Below are 24,418 nucleotides of genomic sequence, written 5' to 3'. Positions count from 1 at the left end.
TTGAGGGTTATAAATTTTAAAAATTAAAGCCTGAAGTGATTGCCCCGTAATCACTTCAGGCTTTTTTGAGATACAATGAACGAACTAGGAGCCAAGAGGAAAAAACCATGAATGAGCATCAAGAAGCCATAAAAGTCCTAAATTTAGACCATTTAGGAATAGTAGCAGGCATAATAGACGAGATGGAATTAGTAGAAGAAGTCAATAAAATAGTAGGAATAACAACCCAAGAAATGCTCAGCCCAGGACAAGTCATGAAAGCAATGATTTTGAATGGACTAGGATTTTTAAGCGCCCCATTATACATATTTGAGGAATTTTCCGTAGGAAAAGCAACATCACATCTAATAGGAAAGGGAATATTACCCGAACATCTAAACGACGATAGACTGGGAAGAACCCTTGATAAATATTATCAAGTGGGAACCACAAAACTCTTCACAACAATCGCCATAAAAGCCGCCCATAAATTCCAAGTAAAAATGAACAGCATCCATTTAGATGGAAGTTCAATGTATGTACAAGGAGAATATAAAACTCAAGTTGAAAACAGCGACCAAACAGAAAAAGAGCCCGGACCAGAAACATCACAAATGAAACCAATAGAAATAGTTCACGGATACTCGAGAGACCATCGACCCGACCTCAAACAATTTATCATATAGCAAGTCTATTTGAGTCGTGAATGTAGAACAACCTGAAACGCTTGTGATGATTGAATCGATTGTTTACAAATCAAATGGTTTTGCTATAGACATGATTGTAACAGGAGACGGAGACATACCACTATATCTAAAAATAGATTCAGGAAACATCGACGACAAAAGCGTATTCGTATCAAGACTAAAAAAAATCAAAAAACAGTGGACATTTGAAGGAATCTGCGTAGCAGACAGCGCCTTATACACCAGGAAAAACCTATCAGCAATGACAGGAATCAAATGGATAACAAGAGTTTCATTAAGCATAAAATCAGCCCAAGATCAAATCGTAGACATCCAAGAAAGCGAATGGCCATCAAGCTCAAAAAAAGGATATAAGATAGCCGAAATAGCTAGCGAATATGGAAACATAAAACAAAGATTGTTAGTCATAGAAAGTGAACTCAGGAAACAAGCAAGCATCAAACAAATAGACAAACAAGTAAACAAACAAGAATCAAGCGCCCAAGCCGCACTACGCAAGCTGTCCCGGTAAAACTTTGCCTGTGTTGCCGACGCAGAAACCGCAATAAAAAATCTATCAGACACATGGAAATATCACCAAGTTACCGAAATTGAATGTCAAGAAAAAAGCCATAAAAAACAAAAACAAACCACCAAAAGAGCTAGTAATATAGACAAAATATCCTATGAAATAATCGGTAAAATAGAAACCAGACCCGAAATAATATCAGCCGAAAAAATCAAAGCAGGGAGAGTTATACTGGCAACAAACATTTTAGATAAAAACGAAATAACCAACCAGCAAATATTAGAAGAATACAAAGCTCAACAAAGTAACGAAAGAGGATTTATATTTTTAAAAGACCCATTATTTTTCACATCAAGCGTCTTCGTGAAAAAACCCCAGAGAGTAGAAGCAATTGCCATGATAATGGGAGTATGTTTATTAGTATATAATCTCGCGAATAAGAAAGTTGAGACAAGAATTAGAATCAGCCAATGCCAGCATCAGAAACCAGGTCAAGAAATTGACAAATAAACCGACGATGTGGTGGGTATTTTAGAGGTTTCAAGCCGTACATTTAGTCAACCTAAATGGAGCCGAACAAATAAGCAACTTAACAAAGGAACGTCGGGAGATATTAAATTATTTAGGAAAGGTTTGCGGTCAATATTATTTAATAGTTGAAGATGGGTAACTCGGAAAACAAACCGGAGAATATTGTTAAATAAATTCAAATAAGTGGCAACCGAACACTCATGTTGCCGGAATTGTGATGGCTAATTTAGGAAGAATGAGTTCAGATATTGCCGAAGGAATATATTAGAAAATATCTGTGAATTCAAATTTCTTATATGTCGCCAAAATCGGGAAATAATGATACTAAAATTAGAAAAGATAGGCACAGACATTTTTCCTACACTGAATGTATGAAAATCCTTAGTCATCAAAGCCAGAACTGCGGAATGTGGGTTGTAATACAACCTTCAATTCCGGGATGCCGTTCACAAGGCAGCACAAACTCTGCTAAACCAAGGGTGGGGGTTTTTAGTTTGGGAATACAATCTGTTATGCGGATAAAAGGACTTGAACCTTCACTCCTCTCGGAACCAGAACCTAAATCTGGCGCGTCTGCCAATTCCGCCATATCCGCATTTTGACATTTTAATACTATAGCACACAACAGAGCGATCGGTCAATCGATTTTAGATTTTAGATTTTAGATTTTAGATAAAACACAGCGACCCACTGATAAATCCGCAGGCGGATGACCAAATTGCTCGATCGCCCAACATCGAGAAACCCGGTCATTTTGGCACACCGGGTTCAATCATGAGTTATCGCCACAGCAATTTTCCGTATGTTTCACTCGTCGCTTACTTTTGGCCCAGCGCCTTCCAGGTTGTTTCGTCAACCATGCCGTCAACCGTCAAACCCTTAAATTTCTGAAAGTTCTTGACAGCCGTAGCAGTGCGAGCGCCAAAAATGCCGTCGATCGGGCCCGGATCGTAACCCTGCATTTCCAAACGCACCTGTAGCGTCTTCACCTTGGAACCTACAGCGCCTTTATTTAGAAGAGTTGGAGGATTGCCAGCAACAGCAGCATTGCTCAGAATTGGAGCATTGTTCTGCACAGTTTCAGGAGCAGGCACCGGATCTGCTGCTAAAGCTGTCCAAGTTTCTTTGTCCACAATGCCGTCTGAGTTCAAACCCTTAGACTGCTGAAAGGCACGAACCGCCGATGTAGTGCGAGAGCCATAGGAACCGTCGATCGTCCCCACCTTGAAACTGTGCACCTGCAACCGTTGCTGTATGGCAGCAACTTCTGGCCCATCAGCTCCCGCCGAGATAGTTTTTTCCTTTCTGACTGGCGCCTGCTCGCCCGCGTAAAAAGGCTTGTTAAACATATCTGCTTCGGACTTTCCCTCGGGCGATGCTGACGCACCCGGATCGGCGGGAGCCGTAAAGTCTCTGCGGTACTGTTCCTGCACCAAAGGCTCGGAGTCAAAAGCAGCAATTGCCTTTCGGGTTAAGCCGGGAGCGAGCAGAGCGATCAAGCTGAAAATCGTAACAGTAGTCACACGCATAAATTTCATCCTGTTAGTAAGGTTTGACAGGGTTTCCCTGTTTTCAAGTTTCTAAATCTAATTGTATTACCCGGACAGCTTTCTGAGACATATAGCAAAAGCAAGAGGGAAGAATGCCCTTCTACTTCGCCATCGGGTAAGAAGAAGTCCGAGGGAAGGGGTAATAGACCGCATTGGTTTGAGCCATTAAGAAAGTTCTAAGCGTCTGGCGCGGTTGCTATATCTGCCCCGGTCTCTAGAATTTCAGCACTCGGGACACCAGCACTCACAACTTACCTGTTAGAAGTAGGGGCCGGTTCGCACTATTCCTAATAAACCCACTTGATTCCGAGATGTTTCGTTACCAAAGCTCATATTTTCGTATAAACCACGTCTTTTAGCCTCAGTCTTATGGTACAAAACCTGCCGTCATTCACAAATCTTTACAGGCGAATTTTCTACAAAGTTGATCTATGAAAAGCGAAGTTTTTTCCTTCAATCTCCCCGTAATATCAATTTCGGTTGTATGGGAATTATTAAACCCCTCTTGACGCAGAGGATACAGAGAAAGGGAAGAGAGAGATGAATAATGGCGATACCAAGGGATTTGATATAAGCAAAACTCGCGACTTATCGATTTGCGTGTTCTGCCAATAAAGCCTTTGCTCTTGGCTTGTAAATGAGATAAAACAGCGATTCTACGTAGCGGAGCATATCTTCGCGGTTTTCCTTGGACGAGTAGTTCCAAAAACCGTAAGTCCGCGCCAGAGTCAGCAGCTTGGTAGTATGAATTTTCCAGGTATACGTGCTGTAAACTCGGTCAATGCCTCGCGTTGAAATTTCATACCAATAGTTGGGATCGTGTTCGCATTTCGATAAAAAAGCTAGAATTTTTTGGGCAGTCTCCTGGTGGTTGGTCGGGTTGATATAAAACCCATTTACGCCATCTTGAATAATTTCCCGCGGGCCACCAAACTGTGTCCCGAAAGTAGGAATACCGGTAATCATTGCTTCGAGAATTGTCAAGCCGAAAGCTTCAAATAAGGCTGGCTGAACAAATATACCTTGGGTGTCGGCGATTACCCGGTAGATTTCGCCGGACAGGCTTTTGGAAAGCCTCACTCCCAGCCAGCGAATTTTACCGTGAAGGTTGTATTGGTCGATAATTGCGTAGAGTTTTTTAATTTCTTCTGCTTCTTCGTAGTCTTCGGTTTCTTCGACCCGCAGCTTGCCGGCTACTAGAATTAAGTTGCATTTTTCTTGCAATTCCTGGCTTTTTCCAAACAATTCTGCTAAGCCTGTCATGTTTTTAATGCGATCGAGCCGGGCCATCGAAAATAAAGGGCGCTTGTGCGGAGCGTCGAGTTTTCCAAAGACTTGTTCCGGGTCTTCTAGAGTAAACAGCAGTTCGTTGAGCCGATCGCGATCGCCTTGGACCCGGTCTTCGATCCGCGTGTAGGGAAAGTACACACTTTCGTTAACTCCCGGCGGCACGACGTTGAATTTAGGGCTGAACAGTTCAATCCCGTTCACAACGTGGTACAAATCCGGCATGGTAAAACACTTGTAAGATTCGTACTGACCAACACTATCGGATTGGCCCACAATCTCTTGATAGGTGCTGCTAACAATACAATTAGCTGCATTCATGGCAATTATATCGGCCGTAAATTGCAGCGAAAAATGGTACTTTTCCTCTGATTCTTGCCAGTAAAGATTGCTGAGCAAATATTTGGATTTTTCCAGCGCATGGGCAATATTGCACTGAGTAACCTTGAGTTTTCTAGATAGCAAAAACGCTACCAAGTTGCCGTCTGAATAGTTGCCGACAATTAAATCTGGCTTGCCCTCAAGCTCAGCCCACAGTTCTTTTTCTGCATCGATCGCGTAAGTTTCTAAATAAGGCCAAATCTCGAACCTCGAAATCCAATTTTGAGTCAGTTTGGGATTGAACTCGCGGAAGGGAACCCGCAAAATCCAAGCATTGTCTGTGCCGTGAACTTTTTCCAAACGTTTGTTGCAGGGCGTGCCGTCGCTGTTAGGAATTAACCGGGTGAGAATAATTACTTTAGGTTTGACTCCTAAACTATCGAGACCGGCAAGATGAATGTCTTCTTGCAGTTGTTTCTCTAAACTCTTGGCTTGATCGAGGACATAAACTACCTGACCTCCCGTATCCGGTCGCCCCAAAACTCCTTCTTGGCCGAACCAGCCGTGAGGAGAAACTAGGACGATTTTGAAAATCATCGGGATGCGAGAAATAAATGCTTCTAGGGTTTGTGGATCGGGGGCATCAATTAATTCGTCAAGAAGTGCTAGGGTTTCATGCACGCGGGCGGCGGTATTTCCCCAACCTGCCTCGAAACCCATCATTTGCAAAACCGCTCGAAATCTCTCGTAGGGTTCTTCTTCAGAAAGTTCGCTAACAAAGGTGAGGGCTTTTTTGACTTGTTCTGAAAGTTGTTCTTGGGATTTTATGCGATCGTTAATTAGTAATTGTACGCCGTTGTAGCGGTGAATCCGCAAGAAATTAAATAGAGCTTCCTGCCACTGTCTGGCGTCTTGAAATAGTTTGCTAGACAGGTATCGGTTGAGGAATTGCACTCCTTTGCCGATGTTTTTGGGGTCGCGAATTGTGGGGGAATAATCGTAAAAAGGGCCGAAATCTAGTTCGAGAATGTCGCCTTCTTGGGGGTGAAAGTGGTTGACGAAGCGATCGCGCACATCGAGCAAGTCTTGCACTGTCATCTGCTCAACAGTCAAGTCGTCTGCAACTCGCACTATTTCCATACTAGCAATTTTTGGTCGCAGCAGGACGCAAAGGCTGCCATCTTCGAGGATAATTTCCTGAACGTAGTAAATTAATTTGCTTAAATGAGAAGATTGATGGAACTCTTCAGGCTTTTCGTATTTGGTGCAGTAGGTGGCAAAAGCGTTAACTATGTCGTTTCGCAGTAAATATTTGTTTCCCAAAGCGCGCAAATCGCTGACAAACTGACGGAAGTCGGTTTTTTCGTCGCTGGCGATAACAGCCTGAAAGAGTTCCGACATACATACTCCCTTATTTAGAATTTTTGATTTTCGTTGTAAAACAGGGCGATACTTTGTGAGTATCGCCCTTTATTTTTAGGGGGCTACTTTTTTTAATGCCATTTTAAAATCTGCAAAGTGAAGTTGCTATCCCTCAAATGACATAAAACTCCCCGTATTTATGGCGAATGTAACGGACAAAGGGATCGATAGTTAAAGGTGAACCTGTAACGCGATCGATCAATTCGACAGCAGTGTATTTGCGGCCGTGCTGGTAGATATTTTGTTTGAGCCAGTCGTGGAGTACGCTAAAATTGCCCTGTTCTATTTCTACGGGAATTTCAGGATTGATTTTTACTGCTGTTTCGTAGAATTGGGCGCTCATCAAGTTGCCGAGGGTGTAACCTTGGAACATTCCGCCGATCGTACCAACATACCAGTGAACATCTTGCATCGCGCCTTCGCTATCGGTGGCTGGGACAACGCCGAGGTCGGTTTTATAACGTTCGTTCCAGGCTTCGGGGAGGTCTCGCACTGCTAGTTTTCCCTCTACCATTGCCAATTCTAGGTCAAAGCGGATAGCGACGTGGAGGTTGTAGGTTACTTCGTCGGCGTCGGTGCGGATGAGCGATCGTGAGACTTTGTTAATTGCCCGGTAAAATGCGTCAGTGGATACGTGTCCCAACTGTCGCAAAAATACGCCTTGGAGTTGCGGATAGAAACATTCCCAAAAACCGCGGCTGCGCCCGACCAAATTTTCCCAAAGTCGCGATTGACTTTCGTGGACGCCGGAGGAAATGCCGCCTGCCAGAAGCGTGCCTTCAAATTCCGGGGAATTTCCGAGTTCGTAGAGGGCGTGTCCGGCTTCGTGGATGCTGCTGAAGAGTGCTTGATCCAAGTGGTCTTCATAGACGCGGGTGGTAATTCGTACGTCGTCTATGGAGAAGTTGGTCATGAACGGGTGCAGGGTGGTGTCTTGCCGTCCCCGTTGGAAGTCGTACCCCATTCGTTCTACGACTTTACGGGTAAATTCTAGTTGCTGGGATTCTGGGAAGTCTTGGTGCAAGCAGGAGTCGTCGGCGGGAGGTTGCGAGGTGATGGCTTCGACTATCGGCACTAATTCTTCACGCAGTTTGGCGAAAAGCGGGCGCAGCAGGGATACTTTCATGCCGTAGTCGCTACGATCTATCAACGGATCGGCAATGTGTTCGTAGCCGGGGAAAAAGTCGGCGTATTGCCTGCTTAATTCTAGGGTTTTTTCGAGATACGGCTCAACGGCTGCGAAATTGTTGGCTGCCCTGGCCGCAGCCCAAGCTTCGTAGCTGTCGGCTTGGTGGCGGCAGAGTGCGGACATAAAGGTTGCGGGGACTCTGGCGGCGCGATCGTAGTCTCTGCGGGCGATGCGGATCAGGCTGGCTGCGGTGGAGTCGTAGGGGAGGGTTTGTTCGTAGAAACGCAAGTCTTCTAGGAGTTCACCTATTTTGGGGTCGGTAAATTTTTCGTGGGATATTTGTTTGAGAGTAGCCAACTGGCGGCCTCTGGCATTTGCACCTTTGGCGGGCATATAAGTTGATTGATCCCAATGCAGCAGCGACGAGGCTGATTCGATGTCGTTAACTTCTCTGAGGTGGGCTGCCAGTTGAGCGAATTTTGCTTGAGTTTTGTCTAGGGTTTGCATGATTGGGGTTTATGGTGCTGTTTTGCCTACAAAGGTTGCAGTGCGGCATCCGTCTCCATCAATCATTGCTACCCTGAAATCAAGCTAAAAACCGCACTTCTTCCCGTATTGTACGCAATTTAGAGTCATTTTTGCACAATTTCCGGTATTTATGCGGATTGAGTTCGATCGCCTTGGATAAGTTTTCGATCGCCAGCCGGATGCTGCTGGCTACAAGTTCGGGGCTGTTTGTGAGTTCGCCTGCTGCTTTTTCCAGGGCGTAAACGCAAGCTTTTTGATAGTACAGGTTGGGATCGTCGGGTGTGAGTGCGATGATTTTATCGTAGGAGGCGATCGCTTCGGTAAATCGTTGAATTTTTTTGAGGGCTATGGCGCGGTTGTACCAGGCTTCGGTGTTGTCTGGCTGCAACTCTAAGGTTTTGTCCCAAGAGGTGACTGCTTCTTCAAAGCGTTCTAAGTTGGCAAGGGCTAAGCCACGGTTGTACCAGGTTTCGCTGTTGTCTGGCTTGAGTGCGAGGGCTTTGTCCCAGGATGCGATCGCTGATTCAAATTGTCCCATTTGTGCGATCGCCCTGCCGCGTTTGTTCCAGGCTTCGGCGGAATTCGGCCGCAGTTGCAGGGTTTTGTCGTAGGAGGCGACGGCTTCGGGGTATAGTTTTTCATCGGCTAGGGCTAAGCCGCGGTTGTACCAGGCTTGATGCAAGTCTGGTTTGAGTTCGATCGCTTTGTCGTAGGAGGTGATCGCCGCTGTATTTTGGTCGGATTTTCTTAGGGCGAATGCTTTGTTGTACCAAGCTTCGCAGTAGTCTGGTTTGATGGCTATAGCTTTCTCGTAGGAGGCGATCGCTTCTGATAATTTCTCTAAGCTGACGAGGGTGTTACCGCGGTTCGTCCAAGCTTCGGGGTAGCTGGGGTTGAGTTGGAGCGCCTTTTCGTAGGATGCGATCGCTTCTGAGAGTCTGTTGATCTTCCGCAAAACGTTGGCCCGATTATACCACGCTTCGGGATTGTTTGGTTTGATTTTTAGGGATTGGTTGTAGGCTGCGATCGCTTCTTCTAGCTGGCCCAATTTTTTGAGGGCTACGCCTTGGTTGTACCACGCTTCATAAAATTTTGGTTCAAGTTCGATCGCTTCTTGCCAAGATTCGATCGCAGCTTGGAATCGTCCCATTGCTTCTAGGGCGTTGCCGCGTTCGTATAAGGTTTGAGCCTTTTGGGTGTTGACTGCTATGGATTTTTCCCCTGAGTCGATCGGCTTTTCTATGCTGGCTAATTTTTGCAAGGGGTTTCACCTCTTTATTTTCTGTCTAATTGATTCTTTTCTTTTTTATATGCGATATTTTTCGCCTGTGAGTGCTTTTGATCGCGACTATTTGGTTATTTATGGCAATTTTACAGGAATTTGGGGACTTTTTCAATTTTTTTCATTATAATTCTAGATATGGGATTTGTAGGTATAGATTAATACTATTTTTTTTATATGACTGCGTTGAAAATAGGAAAGGGCGATCGCGCTGAGGTGTGACAAACCTCACCCAAGATATCATTTTAACGTAACCCTTTTGAGCGATCGGCGGTTGAAACCGCGTCGATTCAAGCGAAGTCCGCCTTTGCAGACTAACAAATAAGAGGGATATTTAAGGTAGATATGGTTTACCGTCAGCTATAGTATAAATGTCTTCTTCTGGGTCGAGTATCGAACGAAAATTAGGATTGATCGCTACTGTTTTAATCCATTCAGGGTCGTGGAATGGCACGCCATCAGCTAAAGTGTAGATATCTTCTGCTGAGTCTCTCAGAGAATCAAAGGCTGGATTGCGGATCGCAGCTTTTAGCGATTCATATTCTTCTAGTTTTGCTTTGTTAATTAGGGCGGCTTCTAGTGCTTCTAGTCGCTTCAGATCGGCATAAGTAATGATAGCAGCGATCGCCCTTCCTTCCTGTTCTATGACAATTCGTTCTCCAGTATCCTCGACACGGGCGATGAGTTCGGGAAATCTGTCATTGGTTACGGTTACATTTAGTTGAGTCATCTTTTACCTCGCTACTAATTCTTATATCATATCGTGTCCGCTAGCTTCGGTTGAAAAGTGTTTTTGATGCTGTAGCGGCGGGTTTTACCAACAATAACTGCCTAAAACCGACAATCTCGTAAACCCGCCCCGCCCAAGGGCAAATCTCTATTCTTGAATCAAGGCTTGAAACCGAGTATGCGATCGAATGCTGTCAAAATCCGAGTCAGTTTTTGCCATTTCTCGCCATTCGTCAGGGTTCAGATTGATGGCTTGCTGCAAATTCTGAATCGCTTGGTCGATCTGACCTTGGAGCGCATAGCAGACAGCTTTATTATAAAATGAGTAGTCATCATCTGGTTTGATTTCTAAGGCTTTGTCGTAGGAAGCGAGCGCTGCTTCTAAGAAGCCTAATTTACCCAGTGCATTGCCCCGATTGTTCCAGGCTTTGTCGTCATCTGGTTTGAATTCTAAGGCTTTGTCGTAGGAGGCGATTGCCTCTTTTAACCTACCTAAAGTAACCAGTACATTGCCCCTATTGTACCAGGCTTTGTGGTCATCTGGTTTGAATTCTAAAGCTTTGTCGTAAGAGGCACTCGCATCTTCTAATCTTCCTAATTTACACAGTGCAATGCCCCGATTGTTCCAGGATTCGTGATAATCTGGTTTGAATTCTAAGGTTTTGTCGTAAGAGGCGACCGCAGCTTCTAAGAAGCCTAAATTATACAGTGCAATGCCTCGATTGTTCCAGGCAACATGATAATATGGTTGGAATTCTAAGGCTTTGTCCCAGGAGGCGATCGCAGCTTCTAATCTTCCTAATTTACCCAGTGCATTGCCCCGATTGTTCCAGGCGTCGTGATAATCTGGTTTGAATTCTAAGGCTTTATCGTAGGAGGCGATCGCAGCTTCTAAGAAGCCTAAATTATACAGTGCAATGCCCCGATTGTACCAGGCTTCGTCTTTATCTGGTTTGAATTCTAAGGCTTTGTCGTAGGAGGCGATCGCTTCTTCCAATCTTCCTAAATTACGCAGTGCAATGCCCCGATTGTACCAGGCTTCGTGGTCATTTGGTTTGAATTCTAAAGCTTTGTCGTAGGAGGCGATCGCAGCTTCTAATCTTCCTAAAATATACAGTGCAATGCCCCGATTGTACCAGGCTTCGTGGTCATTTGGTTTGAATTCTAAAGTTTTGTCGTAGGAGGCTACCGCATCTTCTAATCTTCCTGCATTATACAGTGTATTACCCCGATTGTACCAGGCTTCGTGTTGATCTGGTTTGAATTCTAAGGCTTTGTCGTAGGAGGCGATGGCCCTTGTATATTGTTCGGCAAAATTATACAATAAAGCCTGTTCGTAAAACAATTGAGCTTTTCGTTCTGGTGTTTGCCCATCTTCATCAATTAAAGTTTGAATCCTCACCAATTCCCGTTTCCGTTCTTCAGGAGTTAAAGATAAATAATCTTCTGATTTCCATCTTTGCGAACAAGCTTGCATTGATTCGGTTTGCAAGCTTTCTTTATCCATCGACAACTTAAATAAGCTCGATCGCCAATCAAAGAAATCCGGGGCTCGCTGGATCAAATAATTGACTGCAAAACGAGGCAAAATAAACACAAAACAAATTTTAAAATCATCTCTAAACCTTTCCCGCTGCTGGTTTAAATTAATTAAAACAGGCGGCACACCCCGCCAACTATAAGAATAAATATCCTTGCTTTCCCATCCGATATCTTTTTTTTCTTTCTCATATTCATAAAGTGAATATTCTAAGCCTTTCACAAACAGGATATTAATTGCATCTCGTTCTGGCAAATCTTCAATTATCTTATAAAAATTATAAACCGACTCATCCAGCGCCAAAACTTCAATCTTTTGCGGCACATCTGCTTGAACTTTCGCAATCAAGCGTTCACCTTCCGCGGGCGAACACTCAACAAACAACAACCGGAAACCATTTGTCCGTTTGAGAGTCCGTACCAGAGTTTGATATTCTTCCTCTGGTTCTGCTTCTGGTAAATCCGCATCCCAATCAATTATTTCGGCTGTCATGGCTGAAGTATAGCGACTGCTTCCGTAAATTCCTGAATGCCTTTAATTAGGGGGTGAACGTCATACCAATTCTGCATTTCTTCATCATCATCATAGTATCGATATTCCAAAATACAGCGGTTAAATAGCAACTTGCGGTGCAGTTCGTCATTGACTATCCGGCGAGAAACAGATACTTTCGCTAAAATTGACCAGTCATCTTTGTCGGCGGTTCTGCGGTAAATATTCCGCAAGTTCGTAATCGCCCTTTGCGCCGCTTTTGCAGTAATTGGCAACTCTTGGGTGCGATTTATAGCTTCTTGCAACATCGACAGTAAATTCCTGACGTGACCCCCACTCATCAAGCACAGCTTTTCTAGCGTTTCTCTGGTGTCAAACCATTCTGTTTCTAATTCTAAAGATAAATCTGGAGCGACTTGTTTCACCCGCTTCTCAATAACCTCTTTCATTTTAGCAAGTCCCGCTTGATTAACTTCACCGCTGGGATTGCGTAGCATAATCATCGGCAGGACTTGCGGAGCATTATTATAATTATTGCTCAAATCGGCCGCGCGGTTGGAATGCACCATCGAAATCGGTACGGTGTAAACGACATGACAATCTAAAGCTTTGAGTTGTTCGCTGCGGTCTAAAAAAATTTCGTCAAGATTGCTGCGCGCCCCTCCGTCTTTAGAAAACGGCACAATCTTATCTAAATTATCGGCAATTATTGCCAGTTGCGAATATTTATCTGGCAACTTTTTTTTAGCATCGCGAATAAACTGATTCAGCGCATCAATCAGGGTTGTGGTGTAGGGATTAACTTTTTCTCTAATTTTTTGGCGCAGACTCGGTTCGGTTCTCACATTCGCCGTCAGTTTGGAAAACTGAGCAATTTGCATTTCTAAGCTCAAGGTTTCAAAAGACACTTCTGTCAAAGCTAAATCTTTTAAATCGTTCCAGCGGTTTTTCATCCAATCGAGCAAAGGTTTGGAGTCAGCATCTTTAATTATTTCTAACAAGTGTCTGGTGCAAGCCAGTAAAATATCTGTATATTCAGTATCTTCGGGATTAATATCTTGTTCGTCAGCCGCGAAATAAACTACAAAATAGCCTTGTTCTTTTAAATATTTTTCTAGCCTCCGCAATTCGGTTGATTTTCCCCCACCGAAATGTCCAGCATACAATTGACACGTCATCTCTTGGGAACGCTGAATAGAGCTACCCAAGTCTAAAGTAATATTGTCATCTCCCCGCACTTCTCGACAGTCAACATATCGCGGGTCGCCTGCAGGCAAAGGATAATATGGGTTGCAAGCATTGAAGAGGTTTGTTAGTAATTTTTCGGAATTTTGAGTCATAATTTGATATTTATTTTAAAATATTTAATTTTGGTTTCACCACTTACACAACACCACCAAAGAAACCGGGTTTTTTACCGAATCTGCGCGTTACAACGAAGTTTTTTCGTAAAAAACCCGGTTTCTGATCCCCCATGCGTAAGTCCTAAGAATGCTGCTGCACCCTACTTTTAAGCTTGGTATTTTTTCAGAATAGCAACTTTTTCGGGGAAGATTTCGATCGCCATTTTGTCATCATAACGAGTCGCGAGCGATCGCCTCACCTCGCCCAAAAACAGTGGCTGCGACAGCCCAGGTTCAGGATGTACCACTGTACGAACCCGGATTGTCATGTAGTCTCTGCCCCGCCCAGAGCGCCCTGGAGAGTACAAATCCGCAGCCGCTTGCTGCATCGTTGCTTCTAATTCCGATTCGGTGATCGTAGGTGGCACAGTAACTACTGTTTGAGCGCCGCCAGTATCGTAAACTAAAGAATAGCGAACTGCACCCGGAATTTCTGTACGAGAAAACAGTCCCAAACCCAGACCAAATATACTCGCAGCAATTACGCCCATAAAGCTTGTCACTCCTACCAATCGGAAGCGAAAACCCCATTTGAAGATAAATGCTATAACTGTTAAAATAGCCAAAGCTACTGTCAGAATTCCCGCCCATTGGGCGTACATTAAAAGGTTAGAATTTACGCTCATTTGATGATTTGTTGACTGTTGACTGTTGACTGTTGATATTAGTTACCGCTACTCGATGCCCAATGCCCAATGATTAATTAAGCGTTTCGGGCCACAAGCAGATAAGTCATCATATCGCCTTTCCCCTTCACGGGAATCACGCCACGCTCCTCAAAAACGTACTTACCCCGCAAGCGTTCGTAGGTAGCAACTGTCACCTGAATGCTGCCGGGGACGCCTTGAGATTCCATCCGGGAAGCTGTATTTACCGTATCTCCCCACAAATCGTAAGTAAATTTTTTAGTACCGATTACCCCAGCTTCTACCGGGCCTGTGTGGATGCCGATGCGGATGCTGAGTGGCTGACCTCCCTTGGTATGTATCTTAGTCATTGCTGCTTGAATTTCCAGCGCCATTTCGGCGATCGACTCGGCGTGATCCTCGCTGGGCGTCGGCAAACCGCCAACCACCATATAAGCATCGCCGATCGTCTTAATTTTCTCAAGTCCGTAGCGCTCGGCCAACTCGTCAAAAGCCGAAAAAATCTCGTTGAGCAACTCCACCAATTGGGCCGGCGATAAATGAGCCGAAAGCTTAGTAAAACCGACCAAATCGGCAAACATCACTGTTACCTCAGCGAAACTGTCGGCGATCGTAATTTCCCCGTGTTTGAGGCGCTGTGCGATCGCCCTCGGTAAAATATTTAACAGCAAACGCTCAGACTTTTCCTTTTCCTGCGCCAACTCATGTAAATATGCCTGTTCCTTATCCCGCAGTCGCTTCTTTTCCAGACAAGCGCTAATCCGAGCCTTAAGCAATACCGGATTGAACGGTTTAGAAAGATAATCCTCCGCGCCCAACTCTATACACCGGACGATACTGTCGATATCGTCCACCGCCGAAATCATAATCACCGGGATATGGCGCAACTTTTCATCCGCCTTCAGACTTTCGAGCACTTGATAGCCGTTCATTTGCGGCATCATAATGTCTAGCAGAACCAAATCAAAAGGCTCTGTTCGCAACATTTCCAGAGCTTGGAGACCATCTTCAGCAACAGTCACCAGATGGCCTTGACGCTGAAGTCGGCGGGCCAGCAAATCGCGGTTTACCTCATTGTCGTCAACAACCAGCACGCTGCCCTCGTCACCTTTCATGTCAGGGCCTCTTTCAGAAGAGTTTCAATTTTACCCAAAAGTCGGGGAAACTCGACCGGTTTAGTGTCATAGTCATTGCAGCCTGCAGCCAGACACTTTTCACGATCGCCCGCCATTGCGTGAGCCGTCAGCGCAATCACCGGAATCCTGCTAGTTTCAGGAGCCGCCTTAATTTGCTGCGTTGCTTGCCACCCGTCTAGAACCGGCAGACTCATATCCATCAGAATCAAATCCGGTACTTTCGCGAGCGCCATCGACACTCCCTCAGCACCGTCAACAGCAATAAAGACCTCGTGTCCCTTGCGGGCCAGACGCCTGGAAAGCATATCCCTATTCATTTCGTTATCTTCGACCAACAGGATTTTAGCCATTGGTGTTCTCCTTGCCTTTCGAGTCGTACCTGCGATCGAACCTGTCATTCACTATAGAGCGAACATCGCGCAACAAACTATCGCAACTGTAGACTCCCTTTTGTAGCACCCGCTCGACGTAGCCGTTTAGCTGCTGGCTTTCAGCCGGTGTCAAGTTTTTCCCCGTGATCACAACAATCGGTATAGGATCTCCCGAATGAGATTTGCGAATTTCGCTGAGCAACTCAAAACCATCCATTTCTGGCAACATCAAATCCAGTAATATCAGGTGCGGGCGAGCAACTTTTAGCCGATCGAGAGCAGCGCGTCCGCTGTCAGCTTCCGTTACTGCCCAGCCTTGTGTTTCTAGTACGCATCGCAGTATTTCGCGCGTGGCAACGTCGTCTTCCACAATGAGAATCTGACAGGTCAAATTGTTACTTGCAACGCCGTCTTGGTCGCGTCGGTACTTGTTCAACAAGGCAGCCAGCCGTTTGCCGTCCACTGGTTTGGTGAGGTAGTCCGAGGCACCCAATGCAAAGCCGAGGCTTTTGTTGCCCACAAAGGATAGCAGGATTACGGGAATTTCGGCAAGGTCAGGGTCTGCCTTCAGCGCTGAGAGTACCGCCCAGCCGTCCATTCCGGGCATGATCACATCCAGGGTGATGGCGTCTGGCCGTAGTTGCTTAGCGAGCCGGAGAGCTTGCTCGCCACCGCCGGCGACTTCTACGTGCAGTCCTTGGCGACTGAGGGCGCGCTCGATTAAATCCCGCGAGATCGGGTCGTCGTCAACTACCAGCACCGTGCCGACAGCGGGGGCATCGGGAGGGCTAATGCTGTCGTGGACTTTGTTGGGGATTTCCGGATGTGTGATGGCTTTGGGCAAGAGCACGGTGAAAGTGGTGCCGGAGCCCAAGGTGCTGCTGACCTCAATGCTGCCGCCCATCATTTGACAGAAGCGCTGGCTGATTGCTAGTCCCAAACCGGTGCCACCGTACTCGCGGGTAGTCGAGGCATCACCTTGGGTGAAAGGTTGGAAAACTCGCTGCAATTGCTCTTGTGTCATGCCGATGCCGGTGTCGGCGACGCGGAAACTTAAAAATTCGGAGTTGGAAATTAAAATTTCGGAAGATTCCTCTTGATTTTTCATTTTTAATTGTTCATTTTTAATTCTTTCCACTCCGATCGCAATTTTCCCGTTTTGTGTGAACTTGGCAGCGTTGCTGAGCAAATTAAGCAGCACTTGCCGCACTTTTGTCATGTCCGCGTGCATGGTGTCGAGGTTGTCTGGACAGTACACTTCTAGGGTATTACCGTTTTTCTCGACCAGCGGCCTGGCCGTGGCAACAGCACTTTCAATTAAGGTATGAATGTCGAATGTTTCTAAGTAGAGATCCATTCGGCCTGCTTCAATTTTAGAAATATCTAGGATGTCGTCAATCAGGGACAGCAGGTGTTTGCCGGCGCTGCAGATTTTTTCGAGGTCGGGGACGGATTCGCAACTGCCCAATTCTTCGGCTTCTTCTTTAAGCATTTCGCTGTAGCCGATGATGGCATTGAGGGGTGTGCGAAGTTCGTGGCTCATGTTGGCGAGAAATGTGCTTTTTGCCCGGTTGGCTGATTCTGCTGCTTCTAGGGCCAACTGCATGGCGGATTCTGCCTGTTTGCGATCGGTGATGTCTTGGACTGTGCCTTCGTAGTACAAAACGCTGCCGTTTTCGTCGCAGATACTGCGCGCGTTTTCGGAAATCCAAATCGTGCTACCGTCTCGGCGGTATATTTGGGATTCAAATTTTGACACTTGGTGGCGCGCGCCCAATAGGGCCATAAACTCGGCGCGCCGATGGGGGTTAACGTAAAATTGACGGTTGATATCGGTGAGTTCCGCGAGCATTTGGGTACAGGATTCGTAGCCGTAAATTCGGGCTAGTGCGTTATTGCCGCTGAGGTAGTGCCCGGTCGGCGTTGTCTGGAATATGCCTTCGACTGCGTTTTCAAAGATGCTGCGGTATTTTGTTTCGGATTCTCTCAAGGCTGCTTCTGCTCGCTTGCGCTCTAGGGCATTGGCGAGCATTTCTCCTACCATTTTTAGCTGTGTGGATATTGTGGATATTTCGGTGGCTCGACCTGCTGTTTGCTGTAAGCCCTCGAATCCGATAAATCCTACTAGGTTTTTACTACAAATTAGGGGAATAATTATCAAGGATTGAATATTTCTTAGCTGTTCTTTTAATTCTAAATTATTTAGGGAAGCGTCACTCGAAGGTATTAAGGCGGTTGCTGTTTGATTGATTGTTTGGGATGGGGATTCTGTCTGGAATTCGCCTGAATTGTGACCGATCAAATAGCCAATTTCGGCGATTGCTGGGGGCGGGAGTTCGCCGATTTCTGGAATATAGAGGCATTCGGCGCGATCGAGTTTTTCTGCGATCCAAGGGATTTGTGCGATCTCTATTGGTTTGTCGGTGCTGTTTTTGACTGCCGGAATGCTTTCGCCGCACCACTCGTAGGTTTTGTGGGCGCGGGTTTTGTCGAATGATAACAGGTAGATGTAACTGCGGTCAAACCCGCTCAAGGTGGAGATCGATTGCAGGGTTCGATCGATGCTTTTATCTATTTCTGATAAGGGCTGGCTGATGAAATGGGTTGACAAACGGGCAATCAACTGAGCGAATTCTATTCGATACTGCAAAGATTGTTCTACTTTTTTGAGTTTTGTAACGTCTCGAAAGCTCCAGACCCTACCGACTGTTTTCGCTCCGACTTTTGAGGGCAACGAATTTAATTCAAGAATTCTTCCGTCTTTAAATTCTAATAATTCGCTGATTTGAGTATCTGAATCTGCCGACACTTTAATCACGTTTGGGAGAAATCTTTGCGGGTATTTTAATTGTTCCCTGTCGAAGGGGAATCCTGTTTTGAGCGTGTTTTTGAGTATGGCTAAGGTCGATCGGCTCAACTTTCCTTGGCTGGAGGACAAGCCCCACATCTCTATAAATTTCTGATTATAATTACATATATTGCCGTTTCTGTCAACCGCCAGAATTCCTGCATCTGTAGATTTTAGAACTGCTTGCAGTATCGAGAGCGATTGCTTGTATTCTCTAATGTCAAAAAACATCAAGACTGATATTTCGCTGCCCTCAACTGCGGGATAGAAAAAATAGGAAACTGGTAACATCTTGCCGTCGCTACACAAAAACTCGTCGTCCCAATTGTTGCAACGTTGACTGGAAGCGATCGCCTGTTGTAAATCTAGTGTAGGTGCGATCTTCCCATCTTCAGTATTGCTGGGTGACTGTTTCGTAGCCATCAAAACTTGGGATTTGTTACCTTTCTTTTGCTTCCCGATGCGTTCTAGCAGAGAAATGCCTGCAAGTTCCGACTCTCGCCACCCCAGCAAGCGTTCTGCCTCTGGATTCACCGAGATTACACAGCCCTTCGCGTCAAGGATACATAATCCCGCTCCCAAGTTGTTGAGACTCATCGGCAGTCGATCGAATTCTGAAGCTGTTGGAGAGTCTTTAGGGGACTGGGGCGAGGAGGCAAAATCCTGCTGCGCCATCGACTGGGAACTCAAACAAGCTTGCAGCAGCGGTTCCTGCTGGCTCCGGGTTCCGTCGTAGCTACAACTTACCTGCTCTAAGAATAGCTGCCACTGCTCGGCAGTGGGAGGGGGAGACTCGCTGGCTAAACCGAGCTGTTCGAGTTGGCGCTGGAGGTCGGGATGCATAATTTCTGGCGCTTTGTAGGCAACTTTCTACAGTATATCTTTTTAATTAATAATATTATATATACGCAGCTATACAGTTAGTCGAAAGCTACGGGATCAAGCAAATCCTAGGTTTGATCGAAAAGCCTATTGAGCATCTCTGCTCTCCAAAAAACTTTAAACTGCGCTAATTATATCCTAACGGCTTTAATGATTTGGCTATATGTTTAAAATCTCGATACCTGCTAGCGAAAGAATCAGCGAATTGCGGAGGCTAATAAAACTGGCAACGCTCGAAAAGAAATGTCAATAAATTATTATTTATCAGAATTTTCGGTTAAAATTGAAAGGTCGGTGAAAATAGCTGGCAGTCGAATGATAAAGGTAGAACCTTTGTCCACCTCGCTGAATGCGGTAATGTCTCCGCCCATCATTTCGCAGAATTTCTTAGTAATCGTCAGCCCCAAACCAGTGCCGCCGTACTTCTTAGTAGTTGAGGAATCGGCTTGGGTGAAAGGCTCAAAGATTCTGGCTAACTGTTCGGGACTCATGCCAATGCCGGTATCTTTGACCGTAAAAATGATCCAATCTTGAGCGGAAGATAAGAGAGACAAGCTATTTTCAGCTTGGCCACCTCCTCTATACGCTCCCAGTTTTTTGCCTTTGTTTGCAGCGTCGGCGGGGATTTCGCCGGATCGGGTAACGGCGAAGGTAATCGCACCGGAGCAAGTAAATTTCGCGGCATTGCTGAGGAGGTTGAGCAGAGACTGCCGGAGTTTAGTCAAGTCTGTCTGCATCGAGCCAATATCCTCGGAGCATTGTATTTCTAGGATATTGCTATTTTTGTCTGCCATCGGCGCGATCGTGGCAACTACTTCCTCAACCAGAGTTGGAATGGTGAAGGTTTCGACGTGCAAGTCGGTGCGGCCTGCTTCAATTTTGGTCAAGTCGAGAATATCTTTAATCAGCGCGAGTAGGTGCTGACCGGCCGTGTTAATTCTCTGGAGGTCGTCGATGAACTCTTCGGCACCAAGGTCTCGGGCGTCTTCTTGCAGAATCTCGCTGTAGCCAATGATGGCGTTGAGGGGGGTTCTGAGTTCGTGACTCATGTTGGCGAGAAAAATGCTTTTAGATCTATTTGCAGCTTCGGCGGCTAATGCGGCCCGGCGGAATTCTTCGGAACGCAAGCGTTCGGTGATGTCGGTGGTCATGATTAAAACGCACTGAGTGCTGCCGAGGTGGATGAGTTCCACTGACAGCAGCCAGTCACGCACTTCGCCAGCTTTGGTGCGAATTTTGATTTCTTGGTTGCTGATCGAATTTTGTGATTGCAAAATCTGGGCGAGCCTCCCCCCGTCTTCTGAATTGAGAAATATACCTAAGTCGCTGGGAGTGCGGCCGATAAATTCGTGCCGCAGCCAGCCTAATGAGCGCAAAAAGCTTTCGTTGGCATCGAGGAAGCATCCATCTGTGAGGGTGCAGATGCTGATCCCGACTGGGGAGGCGTGAAAGGCCTTGGAAAATCTTTCTTCTGAAGAACGCAGCGCGGCTTCGGCTTGCTTTCTGTCTGTGATGTCTTGGACGGTGCTGGTGATGTAGAGGGAGTTGACGTCGGCTTGTTCGTAGACTGTGCGGTTGCTACCGTCGGGGAGTATGAGCCTGTAATCGATACTGTAAGGTTGTTGCTGAAATAAAGCGGCTTCGATCGAGGTTTTGACTAATTCTCTGTCTTCAGGGTGTACGTATTCCAAGAAGGCTTCCAGGCTGGGTTCAAAAGTTCCCGGTTGCTGTCCCAGGATGCGGTAAATTTCCTCTGACCACCGCAATTGCTGGCCGTTGCGGTCTAAGTCCCAGTTGCCTAGCTGGGCGATGCGCTGGGCGTTGGCGAGGCTGGCTTCGCTGGCGCGCAGGGAGGCTTCTGCTTGGTGGCGTTCGGCGACGGTGGCGGCTAAGACTAAGCCGGTGACGGCGATGACGGCGATGAAGGCTTGCAGGGATAACAGCGCTTGGGGGATACTGCTGGCGTGTTTGAGGAAGGGGCCGCTGCCTCGGGCGATACCCCAGATGGCGAAGCCGCAGAGGATGAGGTTGGAGAGGGCGGTGTAGCGCTGACCGAATCGAAAAGCAGCCCAAACTACTAGGGGAAATGGTAAGTATTCGAGGGGATAGCGGGCGTAGGCGGCGCGGGTGCGGGAGCAAAAGACGAGCCATCCGACTGCTAGTAGCAGCAGCAGCCAAATCGCTCGTTCAGCTATCTGTTTGCGATGGGTGGGGACTTTGGGCAATTGTTGCCACGTCAGCAGCAGCGGGGCGACGAGCACAATTCCCATAGCGTCTCCGACCCACCAAGTCCCCCAAATCGTGCCAAAATCGCTCCAGCTAGATATACCACTCAGGCATACGAGGATGCTGCCGATGGTGGAGCTGATCAGGGTAGATCCCAAGGCTGCTAGCCCGACTATTCCTAAAACGTCTTTGAGCCGATCGAGCCCGGCGCTAAAGTTAAGGCCTTGGAGTAGATAAGTTCCCGTCCACGCTTGCAGGCTTCTGGCGCCTGCCGAGATCAATGCCGTGACGATGTTGGCCGACGGTACGTTCATGCTGAACAGGAAGCCTCCGATCGCGATTCCCGGCCACAGTTGTCGCCCAAACAGCAGCAGGGCGACTTGGGCAATTCCTGCTGCTGGCCACATCGGGTAAATTTCTGAACTGAGGGTGAGGGTGGAAATGGCGAATTGTGATGCCCAATAGTAGACCAGGGCGATCGCGCCTACTGCGAGGAAGTACCGCCAGGAATGTCCTTTGATTGCGTTAAGGAACTTTGTCTGCATTGTCGTTTGGGGAAAAGGTGGACGGTTGTTGGGATCTCAGGATGTGGCACGGGACAGGCACAGGGTAGAGAAAATGTTTCTATTAGGTGATAGTAGGTCATGGGTGGTAGGTAGTGGGAGAAGCTTTTGAGCTAACTTTTTGTGGTGCCGTTGAGGGAGCGGTTTTTTTGTTTGATCAAATCTGCCCATGAATTTCGGGAGTATCGCTTTTTTGTAAATATATCTCTAATGGCTAAGCAATTGGTTTGTAAATTTTGGTTTTTGTTAAAAATTTATTATCGAGCGAGAGCGGGTGTCTTTTTGTATCGGGCCATCGTAACTCAATTTACCCTAACATCTTGCACCATGATCAATAATACCTAAAATACCAATAACAGCGACGTAAAATCTCTGCTTTTAGGTAAGTTTCGGGCAATAAACACGGTTTCTGATTAGAATTGCAGGCTGTAGTGATTTTCACTAGATTTTTAACCATCAATCGAGGTTTTAAGTTTTTCGATCGAATACAGTGAAAGCGGATATATTACAGGAAAAAAAATTTTTTTGTCTATTTCTCTTTGGCTGTTGCAATATCTAAGGTTAGTGTCAAACGCTCTTGAGATTCTTTAAGCGCGTCTTGGGGGTTGCGGCCGAGAAGGGTTGCCTCTATGGCGCGACCGAGGTTTTCTGACAGGCGGGAGTAACCTGATATAATGGGTCGCGCTCTGGCTGACTTCATTTGTTCTAAAAATACTCGCAAAACAGGGTTTTTTTCCACAAAGCTTTGATAAGCTTGGCTCTGTCTCGATTTTAAGTTAATGGGTAAATAACCTGTTCCCAATGCCCATGCTGTTTGGAATTCTTCACCTATAACGTATTCTAAGAATACTAGGGCTGCTCGCTCTCGTTCTGGCGAGGTTTTCATTAAAAATATGTTTTCACCCCCTACGACGGCTGCAGGGCGTTTGAGGAGCGGTAAAGGCATTGCTGCGTAGTCGATCGCGCTTTGCTGCAACTGTGCTAGCGTCCACGGCCCGGTGATTTGCATGGCGACTTTCCCGGCGATGAAATTGTCGAGTTCGTAACCGCGTTCGGGTGCTGACAATATTGCTGAACCTTCTTTTAACAAGTCGCTCCACAATTCTAAGGCGGCGTGAGAACCGGGATTATCTATTTGGGGTACAGGATTTTGAGGTATTTCGCCTTTGAGTTCGCCGCCTGCGCTGAACATGAATGGCAGCCAGGTAAATACTGTCCATTCTCCTTTGCCTAGGGGGAGCACTATGCCGTGTTGGTCTGTGCGGCCGTCTCCGTTGGTGTCTTGGGTGAGCGATCGGGCTACTTGCTTTAATTGCGCCCAATTCTGCGGCACTTTTTTGATTCCTGCTGCTGCAAATAAGCTGGGACGGTAAAATATGGCGACGTTGTTTGTGCCTAGGGGAACTGACCAAGTATGTCCGCTGAGTTCCATTGACTCGAAGAGTGCCGGGTCAATTTCGGCTTTCCGGGGCGATTTGTCGAGCCAGTTTTCTAAGGGTTCAATTGCGTCGAGTTCTGCTAGTTTTCCTGCAATTGAGGGGCCATTCCACAGCAAATCAGGCGGTGCATTTCCAACTATTGCTGTTAGTATTTTTGGTAGTTGTTGGTCGGGCTGACCGATGTAAACTGGTTTGATCTGGATATTGGGATGTGTTTTGTTGAATTGGTCTGTGAGGGTTTGAAATACGTCGCGGTTTGGCGGGGGATTGATGCCGTGCCACAGTGTGAGTTCGAGCGGCTCGCCGTTTTTTGATGCGGGTGTGATGCTGTTTTGACAGCCGCTTAATATTAGCAGATTTAAGGTAATTAAAATGCAGATCGCTAGTTTGAGTTGTCTTTTAGTTGCTTTGAATAATTTGGATAATATCATTTTTTATTTAGATTCAGGGAAGAAATTTTTTTTAACCGCAGATGAACGGGGATGGACGCGGATAGTTAGAGGTTGGTAAAAGGAGCTAAATCTTGAAAATCTGCTGGTAGCTGATTTCTTTCTCCATCGGAGGTGTTTTGAAACAAAACGGTGAAAGCTCCTGCTCCTAGTCTATCTTGCGGTCACATCCGATAGCAAGGAATTTCTGTCAGGTGCGATCGATCTTTTACTAAATGAGGAACTGTAACAGGCGGAAATTCTGGCAATTTGCTTAATAGCGATTCGCTGACTTGTTCCTGTTCTGCGCTCGAATCGTTGCAGGTCATGTAAGCACGATAACTTGGCAGCGCAACAATTTTACCAGAATTAGCTAAAATTATTATTTTTTGAGGGTGGGCATTGCTTATGATTAAAGCCTCGGGGTGCTTTGTATCCTTGGGCTAAGATTGATTGACCAGTACAAGGAG

14 protein-coding genes, 1 tRNA gene and 1 pseudogene are annotated in these 24,418 nt (G+C 46.3%); 1 reads left to right on the top strand and 15 read right to left on the bottom strand.

Annotated elements, in window-relative coordinates; translation table 11 throughout:
• The first annotated feature begins 107 nt into the window (after positions 1-107).
• Positions 108-1,864: pseudogene (locus QT979_RS18175) on the top strand (IS1634 family transposase).
• 374 nt (positions 1,865-2,238) lie between these two features.
• Here the strand turns inward: QT979_RS18175 and QT979_RS18170 are convergent.
• The 15 genes from QT979_RS18170 to QT979_RS18100 all read right to left on the bottom strand — a co-directional run bounded on the left by QT979_RS18170 (position 2,239) and on the right by QT979_RS18100 (position 24,277).
• A tRNA-Leu gene (locus QT979_RS18170) sits at positions 2,239-2,320 on the bottom strand.
• 223 nt (positions 2,321-2,543) lie between these two features.
• Positions 2,544-3,254 (bottom strand): peptidoglycan-binding protein, encoded by a 711-nt coding sequence (locus QT979_RS18165; RefSeq protein ID WP_333311317.1) that lies wholly within the window; start codon positions 3,252-3,254, stop codon positions 2,544-2,546.
• 609 nt (positions 3,255-3,863) lie between these two features.
• Entirely contained in the window at positions 3,864-6,284 is a 2,421-nt protein-coding gene (locus QT979_RS18160) for a sucrose synthase (protein ID WP_333311316.1), read from the bottom strand.
• Positions 6,285-6,417: 133 nt separating this feature from the next.
• Positions 6,418-7,941 (bottom strand): carboxypeptidase M32, encoded by a 1,524-nt coding sequence (locus QT979_RS18155; RefSeq protein ID WP_333230442.1) that lies wholly within the window; start codon positions 7,939-7,941, stop codon positions 6,418-6,420.
• Between the two features lie 79 nt (positions 7,942-8,020).
• Complete coding sequence (locus QT979_RS18150; RefSeq protein ID WP_333311315.1) at positions 8,021-9,223, bottom strand: tetratricopeptide repeat protein; 1,203 nt, start codon at positions 9,221-9,223, stop codon at positions 8,021-8,023.
• A 355-nt stretch (positions 9,224-9,578) separates the two neighbouring features.
• Positions 9,579-9,974: a type II toxin-antitoxin system Phd/YefM family antitoxin gene (locus tag QT979_RS18145; protein WP_333311314.1), complete on the bottom strand. Its 396-nt coding sequence runs from the start codon at positions 9,972-9,974 to the stop codon at positions 9,579-9,581.
• Positions 9,975-10,121: 147 nt separating this feature from the next.
• Positions 10,122-12,005 (bottom strand): tetratricopeptide repeat protein, encoded by a 1,884-nt coding sequence (locus tag QT979_RS18140; protein ID WP_333311313.1) that lies wholly within the window; start codon positions 12,003-12,005, stop codon positions 10,122-10,124.
• Entirely contained in the window at positions 12,002-13,345 is a 1,344-nt protein-coding gene (locus tag QT979_RS18135; RefSeq protein WP_333311312.1) for an ATP-binding protein, read from the bottom strand. The genes QT979_RS18140 and QT979_RS18135 overlap by 4 nt, the downstream gene beginning before the upstream one ends.
• Before the next feature lie 170 nt (positions 13,346-13,515).
• A complete protein-coding gene (locus QT979_RS18130; RefSeq protein ID WP_333082593.1) occupies positions 13,516-14,034 on the bottom strand; it encodes a Ycf51 family protein in 519 nt (172 codons plus the stop codon).
• A 77-nt stretch (positions 14,035-14,111) separates the two neighbouring features.
• Entirely contained in the window at positions 14,112-15,170 is a 1,059-nt protein-coding gene (locus QT979_RS18125; RefSeq protein ID WP_333210738.1) for an adenylate/guanylate cyclase domain-containing protein, read from the bottom strand.
• Positions 15,167-15,541 (bottom strand): response regulator, encoded by a 375-nt coding sequence (locus QT979_RS18120; RefSeq protein ID WP_015177895.1) that lies wholly within the window; start codon positions 15,539-15,541, stop codon positions 15,167-15,169. Before QT979_RS18120 ends, QT979_RS18125 begins: the two co-directional genes overlap by 4 nt.
• Positions 15,534-19,253, bottom strand: coding sequence for a response regulator (locus QT979_RS18115; RefSeq protein ID WP_333311311.1), 3,720 nt, complete (start codon positions 19,251-19,253; stop codon positions 15,534-15,536). Before QT979_RS18115 ends, QT979_RS18120 begins: the two co-directional genes overlap by 8 nt.
• Before the next feature lie 296 nt (positions 19,254-19,549).
• The gene (locus tag QT979_RS18110) at positions 19,550-22,063 is read right to left on the bottom strand and encodes an MASE1 domain-containing protein (protein WP_333210736.1); all 2,514 of its coding nucleotides are present in this window, start codon (positions 22,061-22,063) and stop codon (positions 19,550-19,552) included.
• 547 nt (positions 22,064-22,610) lie between these two features.
• A complete protein-coding gene (locus QT979_RS18105; protein ID WP_333311310.1) occupies positions 22,611-23,951 on the bottom strand; it encodes an ABC transporter substrate-binding protein in 1,341 nt (446 codons plus the stop codon).
• A gap of 182 nt (positions 23,952-24,133) precedes the next feature.
• Positions 24,134-24,277, bottom strand: coding sequence for a hypothetical protein (locus tag QT979_RS18100; protein ID WP_333311309.1), 144 nt, complete (start codon positions 24,275-24,277; stop codon positions 24,134-24,136).
• Positions 24,278-24,418: the final 141 nt, after the last annotated feature.

Origin of the sequence: Microcoleus sp. w2-18bC1 (genome assembly GCF_036700365.1) — a bacterium.
GTDB lineage: Bacteria > Cyanobacteriota > Cyanobacteriia > Cyanobacteriales > Microcoleaceae > Microcoleus.
Note: the sequence above shows the minus strand (reverse complement) of the source record. Positions and strands in the feature narration are given on the sequence as shown.

What these genes read in the sequence shown, in the direction of transcription:
- QT979_RS18165 (WP_333311317.1), bottom strand. Translation starts at nt 3,254, where the DNA reads ATGCGTGTGACTACTGTTACGATTTTCAGCTTGATCGCTCTGCTCGCT.
- QT979_RS18160 (WP_333311316.1), bottom strand. Translation starts at nt 6,284, where the DNA reads ATGTCGGAACTCTTTCAGGCTGTTATCGCCAGCGACGAAAAAACCGAC.
- QT979_RS18155 (WP_333230442.1), bottom strand. Translation starts at nt 7,941, where the DNA reads ATGCAAACCCTAGACAAAACTCAAGCAAAATTCGCTCAACTGGCAGCC.
- QT979_RS18145 (WP_333311314.1), bottom strand. Translation starts at nt 9,974, where the DNA reads ATGACTCAACTAAATGTAACCGTAACCAATGACAGATTTCCCGAACTC.
- QT979_RS18140 (WP_333311313.1), bottom strand. Translation starts at nt 12,005, where the DNA reads ATGACAGCCGAAATAATTGATTGGGATGCGGATTTACCAGAAGCAGAA.
- QT979_RS18135 (WP_333311312.1), bottom strand. Translation starts at nt 13,345, where the DNA reads ATGACTCAAAATTCCGAAAAATTACTAACAAACCTCTTCAATGCTTGC.
- QT979_RS18130 (WP_333082593.1), bottom strand. Translation starts at nt 14,034, where the DNA reads ATGAGCGTAAATTCTAACCTTTTAATGTACGCCCAATGGGCGGGAATT.
- QT979_RS18125 (WP_333210738.1), bottom strand. Translation starts at nt 15,170, where the DNA reads ATGAAAGGTGACGAGGGCAGCGTGCTGGTTGTTGACGACAATGAGGTA.
- QT979_RS18120 (WP_015177895.1), bottom strand. Translation starts at nt 15,541, where the DNA reads ATGGCTAAAATCCTGTTGGTCGAAGATAACGAAATGAATAGGGATATG.
- QT979_RS18115 (WP_333311311.1), bottom strand. Translation starts at nt 19,253, where the DNA reads ATGCATCCCGACCTCCAGCGCCAACTCGAACAGCTCGGTTTAGCCAGC.
- QT979_RS18110 (WP_333210736.1), bottom strand. Translation starts at nt 22,063, where the DNA reads ATGCAGACAAAGTTCCTTAACGCAATCAAAGGACATTCCTGGCGGTAC.
- QT979_RS18105 (WP_333311310.1), bottom strand. Translation starts at nt 23,951, where the DNA reads ATGATATTATCCAAATTATTCAAAGCAACTAAAAGACAACTCAAACTA.
- QT979_RS18100 (WP_333311309.1), bottom strand. Translation starts at nt 24,277, where the DNA reads ATGACCTGCAACGATTCGAGCGCAGAACAGGAACAAGTCAGCGAATCG.